Source organism: Parachlamydia sp. (assembly GCF_050255895.1).
Lineage (GTDB): Bacteria > Chlamydiota > Chlamydiia > Chlamydiales > Parachlamydiaceae > Parachlamydia > Parachlamydia acanthamoebae.
In genome coordinates this window covers 14,655-36,274 of record NZ_JBFWIR010000030.1, presented here as the reverse complement: position 1 = coordinate 36,274, position 21,620 = coordinate 14,655, and the positions used below count along the sequence as shown (strand labels likewise).

General features: G+C 38.1%; 23 protein-coding genes. 12 read left to right on the top strand and 11 right to left on the bottom strand.

The genetic code is table 11. The annotated features are described in order from the left end of the window. Window positions 1-595 precede the first annotated feature (595 nt). The 3 genes from AB7E63_RS06940 (at window position 596) to epmA (ending at window position 2,602) form a co-directional block, all read left to right on the top strand. Complete coding sequence (locus tag AB7E63_RS06940) at window positions 596-979, top strand: hypothetical protein (RefSeq protein ID WP_006342101.1); 384 nt, start codon at window positions 596-598, stop codon at window positions 977-979. A gap of 99 nt (window positions 980-1,078) precedes the next feature. Beyond that, window positions 1,079-1,648, top strand: coding sequence for an elongation factor P (gene efp / locus AB7E63_RS06935; protein ID WP_006342100.1), 570 nt, complete (start codon window positions 1,079-1,081; stop codon window positions 1,646-1,648). Window positions 1,649-1,657: 9 nt separating this feature from the next. Continuing rightward, the gene (gene epmA / locus AB7E63_RS06930) at window positions 1,658-2,602 is read left to right on the top strand and encodes an EF-P lysine aminoacylase EpmA (protein WP_006342099.1); all 945 of its coding nucleotides are present in this window, start codon (window positions 1,658-1,660) and stop codon (window positions 2,600-2,602) included. Here epmA and AB7E63_RS06925 read toward each other — a convergent pair. Genes AB7E63_RS06925 through AB7E63_RS06910 form a run of 4 tightly spaced genes read right to left on the bottom strand, consistent with a single transcriptional unit; the run spans window position 2,574 to window position 6,825 of the window. Continuing rightward, a complete protein-coding gene (locus AB7E63_RS06925; RefSeq protein ID WP_013925678.1) occupies window positions 2,574-2,966 on the bottom strand; it encodes a hypothetical protein in 393 nt (130 codons plus the stop codon). The two genes, epmA and AB7E63_RS06925, sit on opposite strands and share 29 nt — an antisense overlap. Window positions 2,967-2,974: 8 nt before the next feature. Then, window positions 2,975-4,537 (bottom strand): hydantoinase/oxoprolinase N-terminal domain-containing protein, encoded by a 1,563-nt coding sequence (locus AB7E63_RS06920; RefSeq protein WP_006342097.1) that lies wholly within the window; start codon window positions 4,535-4,537, stop codon window positions 2,975-2,977. Between the two features lie 10 nt (window positions 4,538-4,547). Next, window positions 4,548-5,633, bottom strand: a complete 1,086-nt coding sequence (locus AB7E63_RS06915) for a DUF917 domain-containing protein (protein ID WP_013925677.1) — start codon at window positions 5,631-5,633, stop codon at window positions 4,548-4,550. After that, complete coding sequence (locus AB7E63_RS06910; RefSeq protein ID WP_006342095.1) at window positions 5,614-6,825, bottom strand: purine-cytosine permease family protein; 1,212 nt, start codon at window positions 6,823-6,825, stop codon at window positions 5,614-5,616. The genes AB7E63_RS06915 and AB7E63_RS06910 overlap by 20 nt, the downstream gene beginning before the upstream one ends. Window positions 6,826-7,218: 393 nt before the next feature. On the opposite strand from AB7E63_RS06910, the gene AB7E63_RS06905 reads away from it, so the two are divergent. From AB7E63_RS06905 to AB7E63_RS06865, 9 genes are all read left to right on the top strand, one after another. After that, window positions 7,219-8,073 (top strand): sugar phosphate nucleotidyltransferase, encoded by an 855-nt coding sequence (locus AB7E63_RS06905; RefSeq protein ID WP_006342094.1) that lies wholly within the window; start codon window positions 7,219-7,221, stop codon window positions 8,071-8,073. After that, window positions 8,070-9,203: a CDP-glucose 4,6-dehydratase gene (gene rfbG, locus AB7E63_RS06900; RefSeq protein ID WP_006342093.1), complete on the top strand. Its 1,134-nt coding sequence runs from the start codon at window positions 8,070-8,072 to the stop codon at window positions 9,201-9,203. The genes AB7E63_RS06905 and rfbG overlap by 4 nt, the downstream gene beginning before the upstream one ends. Further along, a complete protein-coding gene (rfbC, locus tag AB7E63_RS06895) occupies window positions 9,203-9,760 on the top strand; it encodes a dTDP-4-dehydrorhamnose 3,5-epimerase (RefSeq protein ID WP_006342092.1) in 558 nt (185 codons plus the stop codon). Before rfbG ends, rfbC begins: the two co-directional genes overlap by 1 nt. A 1-nt stretch (window position 9,761) precedes the next feature. Beyond that, complete coding sequence (locus AB7E63_RS06890) at window positions 9,762-10,706, top strand: NAD-dependent epimerase/dehydratase family protein (RefSeq protein WP_006342091.1); 945 nt, start codon at window positions 9,762-9,764, stop codon at window positions 10,704-10,706. Then, window positions 10,699-11,640: a glycosyltransferase family 2 protein gene (locus AB7E63_RS06885; protein WP_428419040.1), complete on the top strand. Its 942-nt coding sequence runs from the start codon at window positions 10,699-10,701 to the stop codon at window positions 11,638-11,640. The genes AB7E63_RS06890 and AB7E63_RS06885 overlap by 8 nt, the downstream gene beginning before the upstream one ends. A gap of 268 nt (window positions 11,641-11,908) precedes the next feature. Further along, window positions 11,909-12,250, top strand: coding sequence for a hypothetical protein (locus AB7E63_RS06880; RefSeq protein WP_059359693.1), 342 nt, complete (start codon window positions 11,909-11,911; stop codon window positions 12,248-12,250). Between the two features lie 200 nt (window positions 12,251-12,450). After that, window positions 12,451-13,263: a hypothetical protein gene (locus tag AB7E63_RS06875; protein ID WP_428419038.1), complete on the top strand. Its 813-nt coding sequence runs from the start codon at window positions 12,451-12,453 to the stop codon at window positions 13,261-13,263. Continuing rightward, window positions 13,260-13,982: an FKBP-type peptidyl-prolyl cis-trans isomerase gene (locus AB7E63_RS06870; protein WP_039377881.1), complete on the top strand. Its 723-nt coding sequence runs from the start codon at window positions 13,260-13,262 to the stop codon at window positions 13,980-13,982. Before AB7E63_RS06875 ends, AB7E63_RS06870 begins: the two co-directional genes overlap by 4 nt. Window positions 13,983-15,113: 1,131 nt before the next feature. Then, entirely contained in the window at window positions 15,114-15,848 is a 735-nt protein-coding gene (locus tag AB7E63_RS06865) for a hypothetical protein (RefSeq protein ID WP_006342623.1), read from the top strand. 193 nt (window positions 15,849-16,041) lie between these two features. Here AB7E63_RS06865 and AB7E63_RS06860 read toward each other — a convergent pair whose 3' ends face one another. The 7 genes from AB7E63_RS06860 to AB7E63_RS06830 all read right to left on the bottom strand — a co-directional run bounded on the left by AB7E63_RS06860 (window position 16,042) and on the right by AB7E63_RS06830 (window position 21,290). Beyond that, window positions 16,042-16,578: a hypothetical protein gene (locus tag AB7E63_RS06860; protein ID WP_079978249.1), complete on the bottom strand. Its 537-nt coding sequence runs from the start codon at window positions 16,576-16,578 to the stop codon at window positions 16,042-16,044. A 285-nt stretch (window positions 16,579-16,863) separates the two neighbouring features. Then, entirely contained in the window at window positions 16,864-17,094 is a 231-nt protein-coding gene (locus AB7E63_RS06855; RefSeq protein WP_006342621.1) for a hypothetical protein, read from the bottom strand. After that, on the bottom strand, window positions 17,054-17,242 hold the full coding sequence (locus AB7E63_RS06850) for a hypothetical protein (protein ID WP_006342620.1): 189 nt from the start codon (window positions 17,240-17,242) through the stop codon (window positions 17,054-17,056). Before AB7E63_RS06850 ends, AB7E63_RS06855 begins: the two co-directional genes overlap by 41 nt. A gap of 263 nt (window positions 17,243-17,505) precedes the next feature. Next, window positions 17,506-18,153 carry a GNAT family N-acetyltransferase gene (locus AB7E63_RS06845; protein WP_428419035.1) on the bottom strand — a complete coding sequence of 216 codons (648 nt, stop codon included), beginning with the start codon at window positions 18,151-18,153 and terminating at the stop codon, window positions 17,506-17,508. Between the two features lie 2 nt (window positions 18,154-18,155). Further along, entirely contained in the window at window positions 18,156-19,265 is a 1,110-nt protein-coding gene (locus AB7E63_RS06840; protein WP_284452754.1) for a HesA/MoeB/ThiF family protein, read from the bottom strand. Then, window positions 19,246-20,136, bottom strand: coding sequence for an AAA family ATPase (locus AB7E63_RS06835; protein WP_006339762.1), 891 nt, complete (start codon window positions 20,134-20,136; stop codon window positions 19,246-19,248). The genes AB7E63_RS06840 and AB7E63_RS06835 overlap by 20 nt, the downstream gene beginning before the upstream one ends. Beyond that, the gene (locus AB7E63_RS06830) at window positions 20,115-21,290 is read right to left on the bottom strand and encodes an MFS transporter (protein ID WP_006339761.1); all 1,176 of its coding nucleotides are present in this window, start codon (window positions 21,288-21,290) and stop codon (window positions 20,115-20,117) included. The genes AB7E63_RS06835 and AB7E63_RS06830 overlap by 22 nt, the downstream gene beginning before the upstream one ends. Window positions 21,291-21,620 lie beyond the last annotated feature (330 nt).

Here is a 21,620-nt window from a genome sequence, read left to right as displayed (position 1 = left end):
GTACATCAAGCACATTTAGAGCATGAATTTAATTTAAAAGTGGTAGATGAAACTCACGGCTTTATACACCATCAGATCCAACTCATCTATTCGCTTCTTCACGACCTATATTTTAAATTCTATCAATTATTGAAAGAAGTCTTTTAGTCAATAATGGCCTTAAAGCCTAAACATATGAACTAAATAAGAAAATTATGAAAATATAGAGGCTATACAGGGATCGTTGAATATGATGATGAAGCCAAAATTTTTCATGGAGATGTTTTGGGAATCAAGGCTATCATTACTTTTCCAAAGTACGACTGACAGCGAGATTGAAAAGACTTTTAAGGATTCAGTGGATGATTATCTAGCATTTTGCAAAGAGCAGGAAGAAGATTCGACAGACCTTTTGAGTAGACTGAATCCTGATGCAGATTGACGAGATTCTCTCCATTCTTCTTCAGAGCTTTAGCGGCATACATTCCGAAAAAAACTTGAGAATTAACCAAGTGAGATTGTTAAAAATCCTAATCTTATAAAAATTTAATTACTTACTGGAAAGTAATAATTGAATTGTTCATATAGAAATGAAAAAAGATAGAGGAGTTCTTATATGGATATTTCACATTTTTTAGCACGCTTGCTTGGAGTGATGTTGGTTGTTATTTATGGCAGTTATTTTTTTAATAGGGCTTTTTATAGACGCCTTTGGCAAGATGTACTAGACCATCCTGCTATTATTATTCTTTCTGGTTTCATCACTTTACTATGCGGATTACTTGTTGTGCTTTCTCACGACATTTGGATTCCAGACTGGAGAGGCTTAATCACTTTCCTCGGATGGTTGATGGTTTTTGCTGGAATTGCTCGTTTAGTATTTCCTGCGCAGGTGGCCCAATTTGGACAAAATCTGATTAAAAAAGATGGTTCTTTTCTGGATATTATTTCCGGAATTATGTTCCTGATTGGCTTATATTTACTCTACGTTAGTTTTTAAAATCGCAATAAATGTAGGCTGTACTAAAAAGCTAGACAGCTGAGCTTTTATTTTGTTAAACTTACGTGCTATTAACGAACATTCTTAAGGGAAATTTTTATGGCATATGTGAGTACAAACGAGTTTAAGCAAGGACTCAAAATTGAAGTAGAAGGGCAACCTTATACAATTGTTGCAAATGAATTTGTTAAGCCAGGTAAAGGGCAGGCATTTAACCGTGTTAGACTTAAGCATTTGATGACAGGTCGCGTAATTGAGCGCACGGTTAAATCAGGAGACAAATTTGAACTTGCTGATGTCGTGGAATCGGAAATGCGCATGCTCTATAAAGAATCCGATGGCGTTGTTTTCATGGACGACAAAACATTCGAGCAAATCAAGATCGCGAACCAGAACATTGGGGATACAATGGATTGGCTCATGGAAGATATTCTTTACGAGATTATTTTCTATAAAGGCGAGCCTGTTACTGTAGAGCCTCCAACATTCATGGAAATGGAAATTGTTGAGACTTCTCCTGGCATTCGCGGTGATACATCCGGAAGGGTTTTAAAACCTGCAGTGACAGCAAGTGGCGCAAAGGTTCAAGTGCCAATCTTCATCGACCAAGGTGAAATTGTAAAAGTTGATACACGTACTGGTGAATATGTTTCACGAGCTTCTTCCTAAATAGGCGCTATGAATAAAATTGCACTTCTTAAAGATCGTGCTCAGATGTTATCCAGAGCGCGACAATTTTTCTCTCATCGTGGAGTTTTAGAAGTTGATTGTCCAATGATTAGTCGATATGCCGCTGTAGATGAGCATATCGACTTAATTCCTGTGCAATATGCGGGGGCAAATCGCAGATATTTGCACTCTTCCCCAGAATATGGAATGAAGCGCTTAATTGTGGATGGGATGGGAGATATCTATCAGCTTGCGCATGTTTTCCGTGATGGGGAGTATGGCCGTAAACATAATCCAGAATTTATGATGGCTGAGTGGTATCGTCTGGGCTTTTCTTTCAATGAGATGATCCTCGAAACAGTGGATTTCGTGCGGCTTTTTCTAGGGGACATTCCCTTTACTTCGATGACTTATCGAGAAGCCTTCCAAAATTTTGCAGGTCTTGATTATCATCAAGCAACGACAAAAGAGTTGCGTCAATATATTCATGATGCGGGAATCGACCAAATTCATTCCATAGCGGGTGAAGATAAAGATGGTTTGCTGAATGTCATCTTGGGGCTTGTGATAGAGCCTCAGTTAGGTCGAAATGGCTTGTTTGTTCTTTCTCACTATCCCGCTTCGCAAGCTGCTTTAGCTCAGACTGTGACGCATGACGATGAGCATGTAGCGGAGCGTTTCGAAGTCTATTTTGAAGGTGTTGAACTGGCTAATGGCTATCATGAATTGGCGAATGCCCAAGAGCAGCGTCAACGTTTTATTGAAGCCAATAAGCATCGTGAAGAGCGACTAGGAAAAGAGCCTTTACCTATTGATGAGCATTTTTTGGCGGCTTTGGAAAAAGGATTGCCCAACTGCTGCGGTGTGGCTGTGGGTTTTGATCGTCTCATGATGTTGCGGCATCACTGTTTGTCTCTGGCGGAAGTCATCCCTTTTGATTGGAGTTTAGCTTAGCAGATTTTGCTTTGTGATTGGCTTCGATTTCTTCCAAATGAAACTTATGTAAAAAGCGGTGAAAAATGGGGGCAAAAATTAGCCCCAAGGCAAAGATAAAAGCTAAGCCGCTGTAGAGTGCATAAAAACCCGCAAATAATTTCCCACCTGAAGTTTGAATGGCTCCGAGAGGTCCCATTCCAGACAAAATCATCGCCGCATTTGCAAAAGAATCGATCCAAGGCATTTTTTCAAAATGATGGTAGCCCATCATCCCGATACATAATGAAAAGCTTATAAAACTCATTGCCCAGACAAGATTGCGTAGGAGCCGTAAATAAAAGGCCCTACGCGGTAGAAGTGGCGATTTTGCATGTTCGTACATCGAAAACCTTAAAAAGCGATTTGACTTCCTGATGCCCTGACAATGACTCGGGCCATTTGATTAGGGATGTAGTGATAAGGAAGAATTTCCAAGTCTACAACTTTAATGGTTTTAAAATCTGCACCTTTTTGAATGGCTAGTTGAATGGATTGCTGTCGCAAATCTTCTAAAACTTTTTCCCGCTCCACCAAGGAAACAACCGTATCGACCGTTGCTGAAATTTCTGCTAAAGCCGCTCCAAATGCATTTGCCACATGGGCATAGGGAGGGATAATGCATCGTCCACCCAAAAGGTTTTTGGGGAGCAAAGAAGCGCCTCCTCCAATCATCACAATAGGGAGGGATCGTTCCTCTGGGCTGATATTGGAGATGAGATCATAGATTTTTCTTAAAGCCTCGTCCATCACAACCTTGCAACCGCGGTGAGAGAGGGTAACGTTTTTTGGACGTGCACCAGGGATATCTAAATGACCAAGCGCTAGTGCTACATCTGTTAAGGTGAGTTGCTTTCCACCAAATGAGACAGATTCAATAAAGGTGCGATTTCCGCAGCTTTTAGAGTCAATTTCTACCTTATTGCGTTCGATTGTGACGTGGCTACCTCCACCTAGTCCAATAGAACAAACATCAGGAATGGAAAAATTTAAGCTAATTCCACCAATTTTTGAATTATTTAAACATTGTCTTGGAATACCGCGACGAATCACACCAATGTCTGTAGATGTACCGCCAATATCAATAATAATCGCATCATCGATCTGAGCCAGTTTGGCACCTCCTATGAATGAATTAGTAGGTCCCGCGGAAATAGTTAAAACAGGATATTCGATGGCGTGTGCAAGATCTAAGATGCTTCCATTATTTTGCGTCACCCAAATGGGACAGGCAATACCTAAGTCACTGCAGGTGACCACAAGGTTTTTGAAAACATTTGACATGACAGATTTCAAGGCAGCATTCAAAATGGTTGAATTTTCTCTTTCAACGAATCCTGCACCGCCAATTTGATGAGACAAGGAAATCGGAATTTTGCCCTTTGTGACTTCTTGGCTGATTTCTTTGGCAAGGAGTTCGTGGCAGGGATTAAGAGAAGCAAACACCCCTACAATTGCTAAACTTTCCATCTTTTGTTTCTGGAGATTTTCAACTGCTTTGCGGATTTGTGGAGGATTAATGGGCGTAATCAAGTCACCATTGCATTCAAAGCCCCCATCGACTGTTTCCGTTCCGACATAAAGGGTATCACGTAACTCTTGTGGCCAAGAATAGCAGGAGGGGAGAGATTGAGGGTGATGCCCAGCTATGCGGATGACTCCAACACGATTAAGATGATGCCTTTGATGGATGGCATTGACCGCTTGGGTTGTTCCTAAAAAAATCCCTGAAATATCCTCTCCCTTGATTTTTGTGTCATTCATGATTTGCTTTAGGCCAACGCGAATGCCATCATTCACTTCACGAGTCGTCGCAACTTTGGTGTAAGCTGTGATTTTTGTTTCAGAATTGACAAGCACAACATCAGTATTTGTTCCACCTATATCAATGCCGATTTTGTATCTTTGTTTTTTCATAGATATTTTCTCAGGTTAATGCCAAGGCTTTTTGTTTGCTTTTTTGGATAGGCAAATAATCTGTCTCATATCCAAAATAACGAGGTCCCACGACGGAAAGCCCTTGCTTTGTTGTCCAAATAGAAGGAGAAGGCAAGGCAATCAGATTGACTTTTAAACCAAATCGAAGTGACTCACTTGTAATAGGTTCTCCAGTTTCTTGTTCCATTAGCATGATGATGTCTGGAGTGGTGGCCAAGATTTTTCCATTGCATTTAGCCAGCAAATATTCATTTTGAAAGCAAATTTCCATACGGTCATTTTTATTTTGGATCACCACATTTCCTTTTTGAAATCCCTTAGAAATGGCTCGATCAATATCGGTAATTTTACCAGATCCTATCCAAAAACCTTTACACAGTGTTAACACGGCTTCTAGCGGATCTGTACCGGCAGCTTTTGCTTCACGATGAACTTTTCCGATAGATAAGGCTCGAGACATACTTTTGGGGATTGTGTATTTTTCTGCTTCGTCTGCTGACATCGGACGATCCGCAAAAACACCCCAAGATCCAATCGAAATCGTGATTTGACGGGCTATTTTTTCTAGCGTTAGGGGTGTTTGAGCATTGATAATCACAGAATTTCCCCGCCAGTCTGAAATAAATGCAGGGGCGGAAGGAAGTCCTAATAAGCGATTCGAGCACATTTGCACTTCAGGAAATGCGCGACCCATCAGGTCGGCATCTAGAATGGGAAGACCTAATTGATTGGCAACCATGATAGGAAAAAAGGCATTGCTTCCAGCAGCTTCACATGGCATTAAGACCGTAACTTTTTTGCCCGTCACATTCTCCACGTCTCGAATGAGAGAAATATATTCAAGCCCTGTAGGGAATTTTTCTGTTTCAACTAAGGGTGCTCCAATCATCCCCATGGGAAGAACTAGATCATCAGGCTTGAGTTCTGAACTCTTAATCATCGAAACAGGGCCTAACTTTTCCATGAGATGCTTTGTCATCATGTAAAAATAGGCGGGATCACCACCACCACCAGAGCCTAAAATAGCACTTCCAATGGTGAGATCATCTAGTTGATCAAGCGTAAGCTTTTTCATGTTGTTTTCCACTCAATAAAATTAAAAATGTTCCCAAATGAGCTGCGATGGCTGAATCGATTGTTGAAACAGCCGTAATCGCGATCCCATTCATGCTCAAAATACCTGCAACTGTGCCTAAAAACCAGGCAGCAAAATGCCAAGGGTAATCTCTTGAGGTGATCGGTTGTCCGGAGATGCGCATCATCAGATAACGGGTAATAATCACGGTTCCCATGCTTGTGACGACTATTCCCATTCCTTCTAAAATCAAACTTAAATGTTGAAGCAAATCGAAGTTTGCCAATAAGGTTCCGAGAACTCCAAATATTAGAATCGTGATGTTAAAGGAATGATTAAGATTTGGAAAAATAGAGCGTGCGCTTGTGGCTCCGGAGTAAAGATTCATATTATTTGTGGTCCATCCTGCTAAAATGAGAAATAGGGATACCCAAAGATTCCATAATGGACCGTTGTATCTTTTGAGCACTTCTATGATGTTTCCTGTTTTCCCTGCTGCAAGATAAACACCAATGGATTCCAAAATGGGCATAGCTAAAATGAACATAATAAAAATACTCGTCATTCCATCCTTAGATGAACGTGCGTGGCGCATAAACGTTGGCAGGTCGATGACATAAACGATAGCCATTCCCATAATTGCAGAGATTGCAGCAAAAGTTAGGGGAAGATGATTGGTTTGAGTTGTATCTGAATCCGCCGTATACCACGCATATCCGAGAGTTAAAAGAAGTAGAGGCATGCTGATATTGCTAATGATTTCCATGGCTCGAATGCCGTAAAAGACAACAAATGTAATAAGGAGGCCTAAGAGAGTATTGGCAATGCATTCAATGAAAGGACCTTCAGAATGAATATGAAGGATATCGAGGAGGCTTAAGCTCATCACTTTTAATTGAACGGAAAACCATACTAAAGTGGATAAGGACATTGTTAATGCGAAAAAGGAAACTCCTTTTTTACCAAAATATTCAATAGCGTTTTCCATTGTCGTTTTGCGATTTTCGCAAGCCATGTGGGTGATCACTAAAGCCATAAGTAAGAGAATGGCATTCCCTAATAAAATCCCACATATAGCAGATGCGAAGCCATATTGTTGATTCAGGGTTTGTCCAATCATAATCATTGGAAGGCACACGACACCTCCAATTTGAATGCTAGAGAGTTTCCACCAGTTTTGTTGTTCGATCATAATTTGCCTGTTTCTTTTAAAGGGTTTAATTTGCAACTTTTCGAGTCTAATAAATTCAGAGCTTTCCTAGGGGATTGCGTGAATTTTCTGCACGTAGAGATAAGCTTTTAGGCCATTAAAGATAATTTTAAAAAGGCAATAAACAAATAGTATTTTAAATTTTTAATAAAAACTGTAAGCAGTAAATCAGATTACCTCTTAGTAGTCAATTAAAAATAAGAAAAATTTGGAATGGGGTTTTTGAAAAAATAAATAAGTAAATTTATTTTTTTAAATTAAAAATAGAACTTAATCGTTTATTGTATCGAATGCTGTTTAGCATTGACTCTCAACTTCAGATAAAAGTACTATGTGGGGCTTACATTATTCAATCCCACTATAGTGAGAATTTCTATGAACAATTCACTCAAAAACATCCCGGTATTTATCCTGTGTGGAGGATTAGGGACCCGCATCAAAGAAGAAACTGAATTCAAGCCCAAACCCATGGTTCCCATCGGCAATTACCCTGTTTTGTGGCATATTATGCATTTGTATAGTCGGCAAGGATTCAAAAAATTTGTGTTGTGTACGGGATTTAAATCTGAGGTGATTAAGGCTTATTTTTTAAATTATGCTTCCATGAATAGTGATTTCACTGTTGATCTTAAATCCAACAATTTAACTGTTCATTCCATTGACCATGAGGAAGATTGGGAAGTTACTGTCGCTTATACCGGCGAGAAGACTATGACAGGTGGCCGTGTTGCGATTGCTGCTGAAAAGTACTTGTTGGATGCTGAACATGCTGCAGTGACATATGGGGATGCTTTAACTGATGTGAACTTGAGAATGGAATTTGATTTTCATCGTGCTCATGGAAAGCTAGGAACCGTATTGGGAGTCAATCCCCCCTCTCGTTTTGGTGAAATTCGTTTAAATGGAGACAATGTAGAGGAGTTTGCTGAAAAACCGGAATTTAAAGAGAAGTGGATTAATGGAGGGTTCTTCTTTTTTAAAAGAGAATTTTTCACCAAATATTTAATCAAAGATGAAGAGTGTGTATTGGAAAAGCAGCCTCTTGTTAACCTTGCCAAAGATGGGGAATTAAATATGTATCGACACAGAGGTTTCTGGGCATGCATGGATACGCAGAGAGAGAGAGACCATTTGAATGAGCTTTGGACTTCGGGGCATGCGCCATGGGTTCGTAGCTTACCTTTTGTCGAGATGCATCCAAACCTACTAATGAAGGACAAATCGAAATGATTAACTATTTTGGCGATGTATTTAAAGGGTTACCAGTCCTGATAACAGGCCACACCGGATTTAAAGGTTCTTGGCTTTCCATTTGGCTGCAAGCATTAGGAGCTAAAGTTATTGGGTATAGTTTACCGGCTCCTACCCAACCAAGCCATTTCTCAATAACCCATCTCGATCAAAAGATGGTGCATATCACTGGGGATATTTGTCATTACGACAAAATTTATGATACCATTCAAGAACATCAACCCGCTTTCGTTTTCCATTTAGCCGCGCAATCGCTTGTATTAAAATCATATACAGATCCCAAAGAAACCTTCGATGCTAATGTGGGGGGCACAGTTAATGTGTTGGAAGCTGTGCGAAATAGCGAGTGCGTGAAAGGCTGCTTAGTCATTACGACAGATAAATGTTATGAAAATAAGGAATGGACATGGGGCTACCGTGAAAACGATACTTTGGGTGGAAGTGATCCCTATAGCGCTAGTAAAGCCATGGCAGAACTAGCGACACAAGCTTATCGTGCCTCGTTTTTCGAATCATCGAAATGTGTTGCATCTGCAAGAGCAGGGAATGTCATTGGTGGAGGTGATTTTTCTGATTTTCGTCTTGTTCCAGATAGCATGAAAGCATTGATGAGCAATAAGTTAATTGAAGTTAGAAATCCTCATAGTGTACGTCCTTGGTTGCATGTTTTGGATGCACTCAGTGGCTACTTATGCCTTGCTCAAAACTTACTTCAACATGAACAAACCTTTGCAGGAGCATGGAATTTTGGCCCAATGGAGCAGCAAGGCATATCTGTAGAGGCTCTTGTTCAAAAAGCGGTGGATTATTGGGGAGAAGGCGATTGGATCAACCTAGAAGCTATAGGACAAAAACGAGAAATGCATCTTTTGCGTCTCAATTGGGATCAGGCAGCTCATCATTTAAAATGGCATCCAGTTTACAACTGGCATGAAGCACTTGAAGATACGGTCAAATGGTTTAAAGCTTTTCATAATGATCCAAAAGTAGCAGACAATGAAAATATGTATCAAGTTGCTTTAGACCATATTAAAAAATACTGTATATACGCTCAAAAGCGAGAGCTAAAATGGGCAGAATCTAAAAACCTGCTGGCTGTGGAGGGATAATGGAATTTATATCGACACCTCTGAAAGATGCTTTTCTGATTGATTTAAACAAGCTGGGTGATGAACGCGGATTTTTTGCGCGTCTTTTCTGCCAGAAAGAGTTTACTCAACAAGGTTTAGAGCCTGCTGTTGTTCAAGTGAATAATTCTTATAGTGTTGAAAAAGGAACATTGCGTGGATTGCATTATCAGCTTCCTCCTTTTGAAGAAACCAAGCTAGTGCGATGCATACAAGGCTCTTTGTACGACGTTATTGTGGACTTACGTGTGGATTCTCCCACCTTTAAAAAATCTTTTGGGGCCGTACTTTCTGCTGAAAATCGATTGATGATGTATGTGCCAAAAGGATTTGCACATGGTTTTATGACGCTGCAGCCGAATTCTGAAATCATGTACTTCGTTTCACAATTTTATTCTAAAGAATGTGAAAGAGGGGTGCGTTGGGATGACCCAACCTTTAGCATTGAGTGGCCAGTAAAGCCAAGCCTGATTTCTGAAAGGGACAAAATGCATCCTAATTTTGATCCTAGCTATCATTTAAACCTGGCGGCTGTATAAAATGCGCATTCTTTTTACTGGAGCTAGTTCTTTTTCTGGTATGTGGATAGTCAAACAGTTGGCTGCTCAGGGACATCAAGTGACAGCTATTTTTAAACGCTCCCATACCGACTATTCCGGAACACGCGGACAACGTGTTCAGGCCATTCTTCCTTTTGTTCAAGCTATTTTCAATTGTTCTTTTGGCAGCCAACGTTTTTTAGAACTTATCGCTAATAAAGGCCCATGGGATCTATTTTGTCACCACGCAGCTGATGTGACGAATTATAAGAGCCCCGAATTTGATGTTGGAATAGCTGTCGCGAACAATGTCAGCCATCTTAAACAAGTTTTAGAAGCCTTATTGATGCAACAATGTAAAAAGGTGGTCTTAACGGGAACGGTTTTTGAACAAAATGAAGGGGACGGGACATATCCATTAAAAGCCTTTTCACCATACGGGTTATCAAAAGGCTTAACATCTGAAATTTTCCGATTTTATACCGAAAAATTGGATATGAAGTTAGGAAAATTCGTCATCCCTAACCCTTTTGGTCCCTATGAAGAGCCTCGTTTTACGGCATATCTTGTGCAGAAATGGTTTAAGAAAGAAGTTGCGGCAGTTAGTCATCCATCCTATGTCCGTGATAACATTCACGTAGCGTTACTCGCGAAGGCATATGTCCATTTCATAGAAAATCTTAAGGATGAGCCTGGCTTTGAAAAACTAAATCCTAGCGGTTATGTGGAAAGCCAGGGAAGTTTTACCAAGCGTTTTTCCTCAGAGCTGCGCCCTCGTTTAGATTTGTCTTGCGAATTTGAGCTGCATACCCAGACAGACTATTCAGAGCCGAAAGAACGTTATAATACGGATCCTCTTCGTTATCTGGAATGGGATGAGCAAAAAGCTTGGGATGAGCTAGCCGTATTTTATCAACAGACATATGGGAGCTATAAGCATGGTTGATTCTATAGGCATTGTCTTTATTACACATTGTGCGAAGAAGCATTTACCTTTTTGTTTGCCACCTCTTTTCAACTCATCTTTAAAGCCACGCATTCTTGTCGTGAATTCTTCGTCCAATGATGGAACAGTTGAGCTTGCGCAAGCAATGGGAGCGGAGACATTGGTGATTGAAAGGTCTTTATTCAATCATGGATCTACTCGGGAATTAGCGAGAAAACATCTCAATACAGATATTGTGGTGATGATGACCCCAGATGCCTATCTGACAAATTCCGAAGGATTAGAATATTTACTGGAGCCTATTCTTCAAAGAAAGGCATCTATTGCATATGCTCGCCAAATCGCACACACAGATGCGGACTTTTTTGAGTCCTTTCCGCGAGAATTTAACTATCCTGCTCAAAGTCATCTAAGAGGTATTGAAGATGCTGCTCAATTTGGGACGTACACTTTTTTTTGTTCAAATTCATGTGCAGCATATCGCAATCAAGCTTTAGATGAAATTGGAGGATTTCCTTCAGTCCTTTTAGGAGAAGATACAGCAGTTGTTGTCCAATTGTTGAAAAAAGAACATCGCATTGCTTATGTAGCTGAAGCTATCGTTCATCACTCACATCGCTATTCATTAAAGCAAGAGTTCGAGCGTCATTTTGATACAGGCTTAGCCAGAAAAAAACTTCATGCATTACTGCAAGAAGTCGGTTCAGATAGCGCTAGAGGAAAAAAATATGTGCGAGAAATGATTGAAAGGTTGTTGCAAAATCAACCGCTTATGATTCCATATGCATTTTTGCATATTTTGGCAAAATGGGCTGGATACAAAATCGGAAGTATGAGTTCTTGGATGCCGCTCTGGTTGAAAAAGAAGTTAAGTAGCCAGGACTTTTATTGGGTTTCTCAAGATTTCATGCAGGGCCGTTCAAAGATGTTATGATTAGTTGGACATTTCCCGGAAAATTTTCTGCTGTTATTGCCATAGGCTGTGTTTTTCTGGAAATCCTGCTAAATTTTTGATTTGACGATTCTTTTGAGAATGCCATCAGGAATACCACGCGACCTAAATTACTATATCTAAATTCTTCGTGAAAAATGAGACGAAAATGAGAAGAAAAGGTCTCGACAAAAATACTACAGTTGTAGCAAGTTGTATGAAATTAAGGGAAAATGAAAAAATAACTTGAACATACGAAAAGGAGAAATTTATGAAATCTTATTTTATTTTACTCATGTTTTTACTCTGCATCATTATGAATAGTGGAAATGCTGCAATAATGAAATGCTCTATTGCTGCTGAGCAAAACCAAGGGAAAGGCAACGAAACGATTTTTATAGATTCTTCCCAAATTCATTTTTCAGGCGATGAAATATTTGTTACATTAAATAATGAAATGCTTCCTGTTAACAGTCTATGTGGCAACTATCGAGGAATTTTTATTGAATATAAATGCGGTGTTGGTTATTGGGTATGCCCAAGGTGTACGAAAAAAAATGAATTATGGGATTATCCATATTGCCAGCATTGTCCATATGTATGTCCCAAGTGAAAAAAATTAGCAACGAAATTTGGATGTTATATAAACGGTTTGTCATGACCTTTGCGTTTACCGTCTTGTTTTTGCCATTGTTGGCCTTTGCAGAGTGTTATGATGGGATGCATACCAAACAAACAGAAAATTTACAAAATATTTTAACTTCCATGCCTATTGAAGATAGGCAAGATTTAGAATGCTTATTCCGCTATCTAATGGCAGATGGAGATTTTGCTTACGCCCTTTTTGGCGATAAACCGATAGCATTTTCTGATTTTTATGTGGATCTAGAACTTGGATTTTTTTTTAACCAATCAACCCTCAACTCCTTTGCGACTATTTATAAAGGATGGCTTGTATGGCAGAAGTATAAATCATCTTTTCCTTCAAACTCTTTTATTTTAATGGATTATGTGAGTGTCGATTATAAGTTGATTGGATTTGTTTTGTATCACAAACAAAAGGTACAAGCTCTTTATGATAAACATCAGCCATTAATGAACATTGTTTTTCAAGATGTAGATCGCATAGCAACAGTTATTTGCTCACCGACTTTAGAGCACTTAAAATTAGAGTATGACAAACACTTATATCATCAAGCTCTGGGGCTTCTACTAGGCTATGATGCAACCAATGCTAAAAGATTTCGAGACAAATTTGAGTTAATCGATGCTCTCATGATTGGACCTTTTGCCTTAGAGGGGCTAAATGTTAAAACTACGGAAACCATTCTATTAAACCTTCAGGATAAAAAATCAATAGATTCACAATATTCCAATTTTAGAGAATTAAAGATCCCCGATATTATTCGGCAGCTCAATAACTTGTCTGATAATTTGAAAGTAATAAATCTGAGCCTAAGGGATGAGACCCTATCTCCTATAAAAATACCGAAATATATGGCTTTTGAAGGAGATCAGGAGGTGATTGCAAGGCAAAAGGCGTATGATAAAATTCGTGATAGGCTAATAAAGATTTATTTTTCTGAAAACTTTTTAGAAATCATTTTATCTCGGTTGCAATCATGAAAAAAATGATCTTTTTTGTAATGGTGTTTTTTTTATTTTCAGGCGCTTATTATGTGTTTCATAACGTTTTACATCAAGTTAGCGCATTGCCAACGCATCGAAATGTTGATGACCAAGTATCATCAATTTTGAGTGATGAGGAACGCCATCAAATTTCTCTTTGCATAGCAAATATATTTTGGAATCAATTATCTCAATATAGTCCTTTTTATGACCTCGATGTGGTAGTGGAAAATTTGAATGAACTAGAAACTGGAAAAAAAATGCCTCTTCACAAACATGAGTGTCAACAGCAAATGCTTTCCTTATTGGATAAGATATCTTCCTATCACGCATGTCTAAACTTGAAAGCTGCAGAGCTATATTTAGAAGAAGTCGCCAAGAGAAAAAATGTTGTGGAGGTTATTCCACACAAAGTCTATTACGAAGTCCTTCAATCAGGCAATGATGCCATAACAACTCCTGAATATACCTTTAAGATACACCTCATTGAAAGTCGGCTATGCAAAGGCGAGGAAGTAGTTATTCAAGATACCCGTTTATCCAAAAGACCTATTACACTAGTACTTTCAGATACCATTCTTGGTTTTGCTAAAGGGGCTTCTGGAATGACTTGTGGAGAACGACGCAAGATTTATATTCATCCAGACTTGGCTTATGGAAAATACGGTCGTCATGGATTCCAGCAGTTAATGATTTGTGATGTTGAGAAATTATGAAAATTGTTTAATGCTCATTTGAAAAAAATATTTATTTAGTAGAGCCTGATTTAAGATAAATTTTTCCAAAAAATAGCCAGCGTTAAGATGTTTTCAGAGTTTTTATTTTCTATGTGCATTGCTTATGTAGCTGAAGCTATCGTTCATCACTTCACATCGCTATTCATTAAAGCAAGAGTTCGAGCGTCATTTTGATACAGGCTTAGCCAGAAAAAAACTTCATGCATTACTGCAAGAAGCCGGTTCAGATAGCGCTAGAGGGAAAAAATATGTGTGAGAAATGATTGAAAGGTTGTTGCAAAATCAACCGCTTATGATTCCATATGCATTTTTGCATATTTTGGCAAAATGGGCTGGATACAAAATCGGAAGTATGAGTTCTTGGACGCCGCTCTGGTTGAAAAAGAAGTTAAGTAGCCAGGACTTTTATTGGGTTTCTCAAGATTTCATGCAGGGCCGTTCAAAGATGTTATGATTAGTTGGACATTTCCCGGAAAATTTTCTGCCGCAGGCTATTGGCATAGGCTGTGTTTTTTCTGGAAATCCTGCTATAATATGTTTTTGAAAGAGTATTTGCATTTTCTCAACCTAGTTTTGCAAACCGTTCTTTAAAATTTTCTGTAAAAAATTCAATTTTGACGATTCTTTTGAGGAGGTCATCAGGAACATCACGCGATTGATTGTAATATCCCAGACCTAATTAATATAATTCGTCTCTTACTTCAGTGGTTCATTTTTGTTTTTAGGTCGTTTGACAGGAATTTCAGTGTTATCGATTAAAATGACATCATAGCGCGACATCACTTTATAAAAGCTCTTTACGACCTGGTAATGCAAAATCGGGGTGTTGGATGTGTCTTCAATCTAAGAACGCATTACAGTGTAAATTTCAGTTGAAACGATTGGGCGCATTAAAAATGTTGCTAGTGGTTGCCGTCACTTTAGCATGCTTGGCAGAAAAAAAATCAATAAAATTGTAGGCGATCTTAAGAAAGAGAAAATCACTTTCCTAAGAGGAAAGAGAGCTCAAAACAGGAAGACCGATGACTAAGATTGTCTTGATGCTTTCTTAATTTTTGTGCTATCGTTCCTCAGCATACGGAAGTGTGAATCAACTTAAAAAGGACACATATGTTTGGTTTAGGAATGTCATATCAGGATCCAATGATCTCGATTAGTCAAGGAGTCGAAGGTACTGTAGAATATACATTTACAAAGGGTGAACACAAGTCTAAAGTGATGATCATCAAAGAAGAAAGTAATGATCTTGCTTACAAGGTATCTGTAACTTACCATGGACTTAGGAATAGTCGATCCCATTGGACCATTCATATCAATGATAAACTTCCGACTATAGATGGTGAAAATTTGAATTACTTTGGGTCAAAAGTATTCATATTTAAATCAGTTGGAAGAACAACGCTTGAAGTACAAGAAACGGATGAGCATTGTACCGCATCTGTATGGATATGCCTCTCTGGAGAAAGGTATGAGGTACATAGAACCCTTTCAATAGTCAGTGAAAAGATTAAAGCTTTGATTGAGAAAGGAAAAATTTTCAAACCAGCTGATGGTAAAGAAGTAAAAAAAATCTTCTACAGTGAAGATGCTGGCGTCTTTCTTTATGTTAGAGATAAGAATCGGGGGCATAGTGATATTTATTACGCAAACGAAGGTGAATTTTCTAAATGCGAATCAAAGATGATTATTCAGTGTAGATGCCCAGCAGGAGATTCATCGTGGAAAGTTAAGCTTCCAACAGAAATCGAACCACGCATTCTTGAATTTCCTCAAGGCAACGCTGATGGGGGCCACGGAAATAATGTTTCGTGGGATAAAACATCTCTGAAAAGTATCATTTTGTAGTTTGCATACCGCCCACCCGTAAGTTGACGAGCGTATAGTAGAATTTTCATAGTCGGGAGAGGGGGTATAGTGACTCGGTCCAAGAAACTTCCTCTCAAATTCTTCACTTCCGTGCAAATAACTGTGGGTTTATCCTAGAAATTCTTTCTTGAGTTTTCCTGCTTTTATTATTTGGCTTAATTGACGACACGCCCTAATTTCTAATCACTTTTTTAGCTAGAGAAATATGGTAATCATGTCCTAAAAGCTTAGGACTCAAACCATATTTTTTTCTGAGTGCTTCTAGTTCTGGGGATTCCACTTGCAAGACGACGTAGCTTGCTGTTTTAGAGGGCTGAACAATCACAATTTGTTTCAGTTCAAACTGGAAAATTTGTCCGATTTCTTCGGGCGTAATGTTTTCATCTACGTAAAAAACACTGATATGCGCACCTGGTGCGCCTTCTGTACGGAAATAAGGAGGCTTGTCGTATCCATCTTCCAATTCTAACATAGGAAAAAGAGTATGAATGTACGCATCATCTACTTTCAAATAAACAAAACCATCAGATTTCGCAACTAATTCCCCTTCCATTGAGAATTGCACACGTGCATATTCCGTGACTTCATCCCAGGAATAATCAACGGCAGTGGCCGACTGAGTTTGGGAAGCAGATTCTAAGGCCCACACCGAGGAAAATTGAGTGATAAGTAGGACAATGCATAGACTTAAAATTCTTTTATAACCCATTATATCATCCTTTTTAAGTATAAAATGACTTGAAATCCACTTTATTGAATGAGTTTACCCAAACTTCCAGACTTTCGTGTATTTCTCGAAATGAACGTTTGTAACAAAAACTTAATAAAATATAACAAGAAAATGTTTTATTTGCAATATTATATAGGTAGCTGCCGTAGTTTAATTTACTGAGTAACAGTTCAGATACCCCTCCTTCGTCGGGGCATCTGAAAGAAGTAACTTATACAGCGATTGCTTGTAAAATATTCTCGATGAACAGCTAATAGCCTTGCCTCAGCCAAGACGTCCCAAATATTCCAACACTGTTTGCGAGCTTGTTGGGGTATGGGTAACGATCAAATCAGGGGAGCCAATCTGAGCCAGCCTTTCCAACATATCCCTGTTGAGCTCCTGGTTTTTATCAGATTTACCTCGAAAGCTTTTTATTTTCTTTTTCAAGCCATCGCTTCCAGGAGGCTTGCGGCTATTGGCGCTGTTCTTTTGATAAACGGGCTTCAAGCCCATGCAAACGAACTTCCAATTGCAGAATTTGAATCTGTTGTTGCTGGATGGTTGACTCGAGATAACGGATATAAGAATGAGTCGATTCGGGTAGAGAATCAAAAAGTTCACCGGAAAGAGTTGGAGAAGAAGGTATTTGGTCTGAATTCATGCAGACATTACTATCACAATGGTTATGCAATGTGAATTAAAATTATACTCTACCGCATTTTTCATTCAGATGCCCCGATGAAGGAAGGGTATCTGAACTGTTACTTCATTTGTTGATGGTATTTTTTTCTGAAGAAAAGCGAAAATCTTCCATGAGCGCATTCCCATTTAGTTTTTGTGATAAAAAACATTTTAATGATGCACTCTCTTTTTTTCATCTCATACACAACTTTTGATCGTATCTCCATTTCTCTTAAGTTCAGCTTAAGAAATTTTTACATGTTTATTTATTTCAGAATACCATGATATTTTTGACAAATCTTCATTTGTTAATCCATATATAAGATAAGTCCTTTCTGAGGAGTAATTATTTTCTAACATTTTATCAGTTGGCTTAGAAAAATAATTTCGGATCTCGCCTTCAAAAATAAAATCGCATTTTTCAATAACCTTTTTACTTAGGTTATTTGCTTTATTGCATCCAATCTCAACCCGATCACATTTCATAAACTCAAAAGCTGCAACTGTTAATATTTTAATTACAAGTGTTGCAAGTCCTTTGTTGCAATGCTTAGTGTGCGTCCAATATCCAATTTCAAAGCATTTTTTATTTCTTGTTTTTGAAGGATGCCAACTCGCTGAAACTAAAAAATTTCCCAAGGTGTCAAATACAGCAAAATCATATTCTGACCCTTGCAAATACTTTTGATTGGAAGTGATAATTCTATTAAATTGATTTTTTTCACTCAATTCGGCATGTGCCCAATCCATAAAAGGTAAAAGATTATCTAAGCTTTCTTGCACCGCAGTGTTTAATGTTGAAGCATCATCCTTACGTAGTGGTCGTATCACCAAAGAAACATTTCCATCATTATATAAAATTTCAGCTGGCGCTAAAGATGTAGTTGTCATCGTTACTTTTTATGCCCACAAATTGAGCATTCATTTTTAGTTTCTCCGGCTACTAGGAACGTTTCATATGTTCCTAAATCAATTAATAATCGTTTGCCTATTACTCTACATTCTTGAAAGTTAGTAATGTATTTCACAGCTTCAAGAACCCCTAGGGATGCCCCGATTGAATTATATGGGTCGATTAAAGTTGTTGTATATCTATCTCGGAGGAATTGAGCAACGGGATGATCACCAGAGACGGCTTCCGGTGCTGAACAATCATAACATGGCGTGGCTCCTGGCACAATTAATGGACCACAGCAGATCCAAGTTTGTGCCGATCCCAAAAATAAAATTGGAGTATTGGTTTTAAAACTTGCTTCGCTAAAAATTTGCCAAATTTTCCCTCGAGGGATATCTGCAGCTACTATCGCAATATCAACATCTTGAATTGCTTTAATAGCATCTTCAACATTTGAAATCTTAAGGTTTAAAAAGTCATAGGTAATATGAGGATTTATTCCTTTAGATTTTTCATTTGCAACATCTATTTTCAGTTTGCCGATATCATTTTCTGAATAAAGAATTTGCCTTGAAAGGTTCGAAAGTTCAATGCGATCGAAATCAACAGCACGTATAAATCCAAATCCCATTGCAGCTAGTGCATAAAAGGCGTAGCTACCTATTCCTCCTAAACCTACAAGGGAAATTCTAGTGTTTTTTATTTTATTTTGGGCTTGGAAGGCATCTTTATATTTTCCCATTTGAGCTTGAAAGAGAAGTATCTGCCGATCATAACGAACTGCATCATGAGAACTAATATTCTCTTCTTTTAAACTACATTGATACTCGTCAAAATCTTCTAAGACATTTGCCTCTAGAAGGCTTTTTAAGATTTCTATTACTTCATTCGATAGAACTTGGTAGCCTTGCTCGTTTAAGGATTTAGTGATATCAGATACCTTGTTTTTCCCATCTAAAAGACAGATCAGGCTGGAAATCCACGCTTCGTTTATCTCAAGTTCAATACTGGACTCTGGTACCACCCCAATTATTATTTTCCCATCTTGAGTTAAAGAAGCAGAATTAGATCTTTTGATTACAGGTTTACTATCTAGGTTCAAGTTCATTCAAAAATCTCCGTGCGTTTAAAAATCTTGTAAAACTAGTCTGCATTAGTTGATGAATGCTCTGTTTTTGATCAAAAGAAAAAGCAGCCAAAACTTCATCAATGAAGTCGAGAGCGGAATCCAATCCATGATCAAGATTGATATAATTTTCTTCCACAAACGAGTAAAATCTATTTTCGACATTCACATTGTGCATCTTGCTTAAATAGTCGCCCTTCTTTCTTAAAGCTTCACACATTTGTTCTTTTGATAAATGTTGTAGCTGCAGTATACCAAAACGCCGTGTAAATGCTTTATCAGCGGCTAGGGATGCCAGTTCTTTCGGAGTTGTGGCTAAGATGCATTTTATTTTCCCTGAAGTGAGAAATGGTTTTAGTAAATTTAAGGCGTCCACGCCGCCCCCATGAACATCGCCTGTCATTGCTAGTGCATGAGCTTCGTCGATGAAAATAACATGCGATTTATTTGCTGCTAAATGGTTCACCAAATTAATGATCTTCTTTTCAAAATCACCTCTGTAAGAAGTACCAGCAATCAACGAACCCACACTAAATTCCATAAATTGTAAGCTATTAATCCTATCGTCGTGGGAATGTTTTGCAAATTTGGCTAAACCTTCTACTAATGCTGTTTTTCCTACTCCAGAGTCACCAACAAGTAAAATATTGGGTTTTAATAGGCACAATAAACGATGGCACATCCATTGAATTTCATTTTCTCGGCCGATGATTGAGACATAATCATCTGCAAGATCCGTCAGATTTCTGAAAGTACCACCTTCTTTATCTATAGAAATCCTATTAAAGGAAATTTCAACGCTTTCTTTTTTGCCTATGCGACAATCTAATTCTAAATCATGTGAGTTGTACATAATTTTTTCCTTTGAACAATAGACCAGATTGAAAGAGGACAGAAAACAAAAATTAAAATGGGCCATCCAAAATTATATTGGGAAAGAGTAACGATTCCGTCTCCAAAAAATAATAGAAAACTTCCCAGCGATTTGCCAAGTAAATCTAAAATGCTAATAGCCGTGGATTGTAATCTAGCATCAACTATTTCACCAAGCTGAGCCATGAGCAAATTTGAAGCTGCTGCGGTCATTCCAAAAAATAAACAAAAACTTGCAATAGACGAAATAAAGTTTTCTGTATGAACCGTATTCAAAAGTGATATGGAAGCTATTATCCAACATAGGCCGGTTAAATAAATCATTTGTTCTGTGTTTTTTAAAACATATTTCCTAATAAGTTTAGATGTGAAATACTGCGTCAGCATGAAAGCAATAAAAATTAATCCAAGAGATTGTTTTGAACCATTTACACCTGGAAATTTGAAGAAAAATGGTTGCCAAAATTGATAAATCAATTGCATACTTCCGCCTATTAAAAATGAGGATGTTAATAGAAAAAAGCCTATTCTTTTAGATGCAAGGCACCTAAATGCGGGGATAAAATATTTTGTTTTTCCTTGAATCTGAATTTGGTTGTTTTTTTCTCTTTTTTTAACCGTTAAAAATATGGTCAAAGATACGGTCATTAGAATTAACGAGAATGAAAAAATATGGCCGCCTATAAACGTGCCAATTAGACCTCCAAAAACTATAGCAAGATAGGATAACTCACGAGACTGAGCTAAGTGAGTATGCAGATTAAGAGAGTCTTTTTGAGGGGTAAGTGAAAAAAGCCAAGATTCAAAAGCTCCTGTGTAGAATGCTAATGCAATTCCATTGCAAATTTCTCCAATGATCACCTTTTCATGAGTTGGTTCGATCAAAAAATAATAGTAGGCGATTGAAAAAATACAGGCTGCTATAATTGCATATTTCCCACCATATTTATCAGCGATAATGCCAGAAGGTAAAACTAAAAGCATACTTGCAAGCAGTTGACCGCCTTTAGCAATGGAAATTGTCGATAATGGAATGCCTTGGGCTTCCAATATGATAATAAATATCGCGCCGGATAACATTCTGGCAAAATTAAAAACAAAATTTGCAATATTTAATAGAAACAGATGGTTCATCTTGAGCCTGTTGAAAAAGATACCTCTCAATTGAGAAGTACCTTTTATTTAACTTGTTAGGGTGTTATTGTGTTTCCAATATGGTGTACTAGTTGTTTTGTCAACTTTCCTATTTTTCTGATAATCAAACCCGACTTTATCGCAGTTTGAGGTTGTGTATTTGTAGCCATAACAAACTCCTTATAAAAAAATGTTTCTTTAACATATTTCGTTCTCATCTTTTAACCAATGAGATCAATCGTGTATACCAATATCAGAAAGCCAATTGCAAGAAAGATTTAACTTTTAACTCAAATAATTCAGCTATTCCTTGGGCCAATGGTGGATCAA

Bases quoted from the DNA above. Each gene is read 5' to 3' on its own strand.
- AB7E63_RS06845 (WP_428419035.1), bottom strand. From the start codon at position 18,153: ATGACAACTACATCTTTAGCGCCAGCTGAAATTTTATATAATGATGGA.
- AB7E63_RS06920 (WP_006342097.1), bottom strand. From the start codon at position 4,537: ATGAAAAAACAAAGATACAAAATCGGCATTGATATAGGTGGAACAAAT.
- AB7E63_RS06940 (WP_006342101.1), top strand. From the start codon at position 596: ATGGATATTTCACATTTTTTAGCACGCTTGCTTGGAGTGATGTTGGTT.
- AB7E63_RS06875 (WP_428419038.1), top strand. From the start codon at position 12,451: ATGGCAGATGGAGATTTTGCTTACGCCCTTTTTGGCGATAAACCGATA.
- AB7E63_RS06925 (WP_013925678.1), bottom strand. From the start codon at position 2,966: ATGTACGAACATGCAAAATCGCCACTTCTACCGCGTAGGGCCTTTTAT.
- rfbG (WP_006342093.1), top strand. From the start codon at position 8,070: ATGATTAACTATTTTGGCGATGTATTTAAAGGGTTACCAGTCCTGATA.
- AB7E63_RS06890 (WP_006342091.1), top strand. From the start codon at position 9,762: ATGCGCATTCTTTTTACTGGAGCTAGTTCTTTTTCTGGTATGTGGATA.
- AB7E63_RS06915 (WP_013925677.1), bottom strand. From the start codon at position 5,633: ATGAAAAAGCTTACGCTTGATCAACTAGATGATCTCACCATTGGAAGT.
- epmA (WP_006342099.1), top strand. From the start codon at position 1,658: ATGAATAAAATTGCACTTCTTAAAGATCGTGCTCAGATGTTATCCAGA.
- AB7E63_RS06905 (WP_006342094.1), top strand. From the start codon at position 7,219: ATGAACAATTCACTCAAAAACATCCCGGTATTTATCCTGTGTGGAGGA.
- efp (WP_006342100.1), top strand. From the start codon at position 1,079: ATGGCATATGTGAGTACAAACGAGTTTAAGCAAGGACTCAAAATTGAA.
- AB7E63_RS06840 (WP_284452754.1), bottom strand. From the start codon at position 19,265: ATGAACTTGAACCTAGATAGTAAACCTGTAATCAAAAGATCTAATTCT.
- rfbC (WP_006342092.1), top strand. From the start codon at position 9,203: ATGGAATTTATATCGACACCTCTGAAAGATGCTTTTCTGATTGATTTA.
- AB7E63_RS06885 (WP_428419040.1), top strand. From the start codon at position 10,699: ATGGTTGATTCTATAGGCATTGTCTTTATTACACATTGTGCGAAGAAG.
- AB7E63_RS06880 (WP_059359693.1), top strand. From the start codon at position 11,909: ATGAAATCTTATTTTATTTTACTCATGTTTTTACTCTGCATCATTATG.
- AB7E63_RS06835 (WP_006339762.1), bottom strand. From the start codon at position 20,136: ATGTACAACTCACATGATTTAGAATTAGATTGTCGCATAGGCAAAAAA.
- AB7E63_RS06870 (WP_039377881.1), top strand. From the start codon at position 13,260: ATGAAAAAAATGATCTTTTTTGTAATGGTGTTTTTTTTATTTTCAGGC.
- AB7E63_RS06830 (WP_006339761.1), bottom strand. From the start codon at position 21,290: ATGAACCATCTGTTTCTATTAAATATTGCAAATTTTGTTTTTAATTTT.
- AB7E63_RS06860 (WP_079978249.1), bottom strand. From the start codon at position 16,578: ATGGGTTATAAAAGAATTTTAAGTCTATGCATTGTCCTACTTATCACT.
- AB7E63_RS06910 (WP_006342095.1), bottom strand. From the start codon at position 6,825: ATGATCGAACAACAAAACTGGTGGAAACTCTCTAGCATTCAAATTGGA.
- AB7E63_RS06850 (WP_006342620.1), bottom strand. From the start codon at position 17,242: ATGAATTCAGACCAAATACCTTCTTCTCCAACTCTTTCCGGTGAACTT.
- AB7E63_RS06855 (WP_006342621.1), bottom strand. From the start codon at position 17,094: ATGGGCTTGAAGCCCGTTTATCAAAAGAACAGCGCCAATAGCCGCAAG.
- AB7E63_RS06865 (WP_006342623.1), top strand. From the start codon at position 15,114: ATGTTTGGTTTAGGAATGTCATATCAGGATCCAATGATCTCGATTAGT.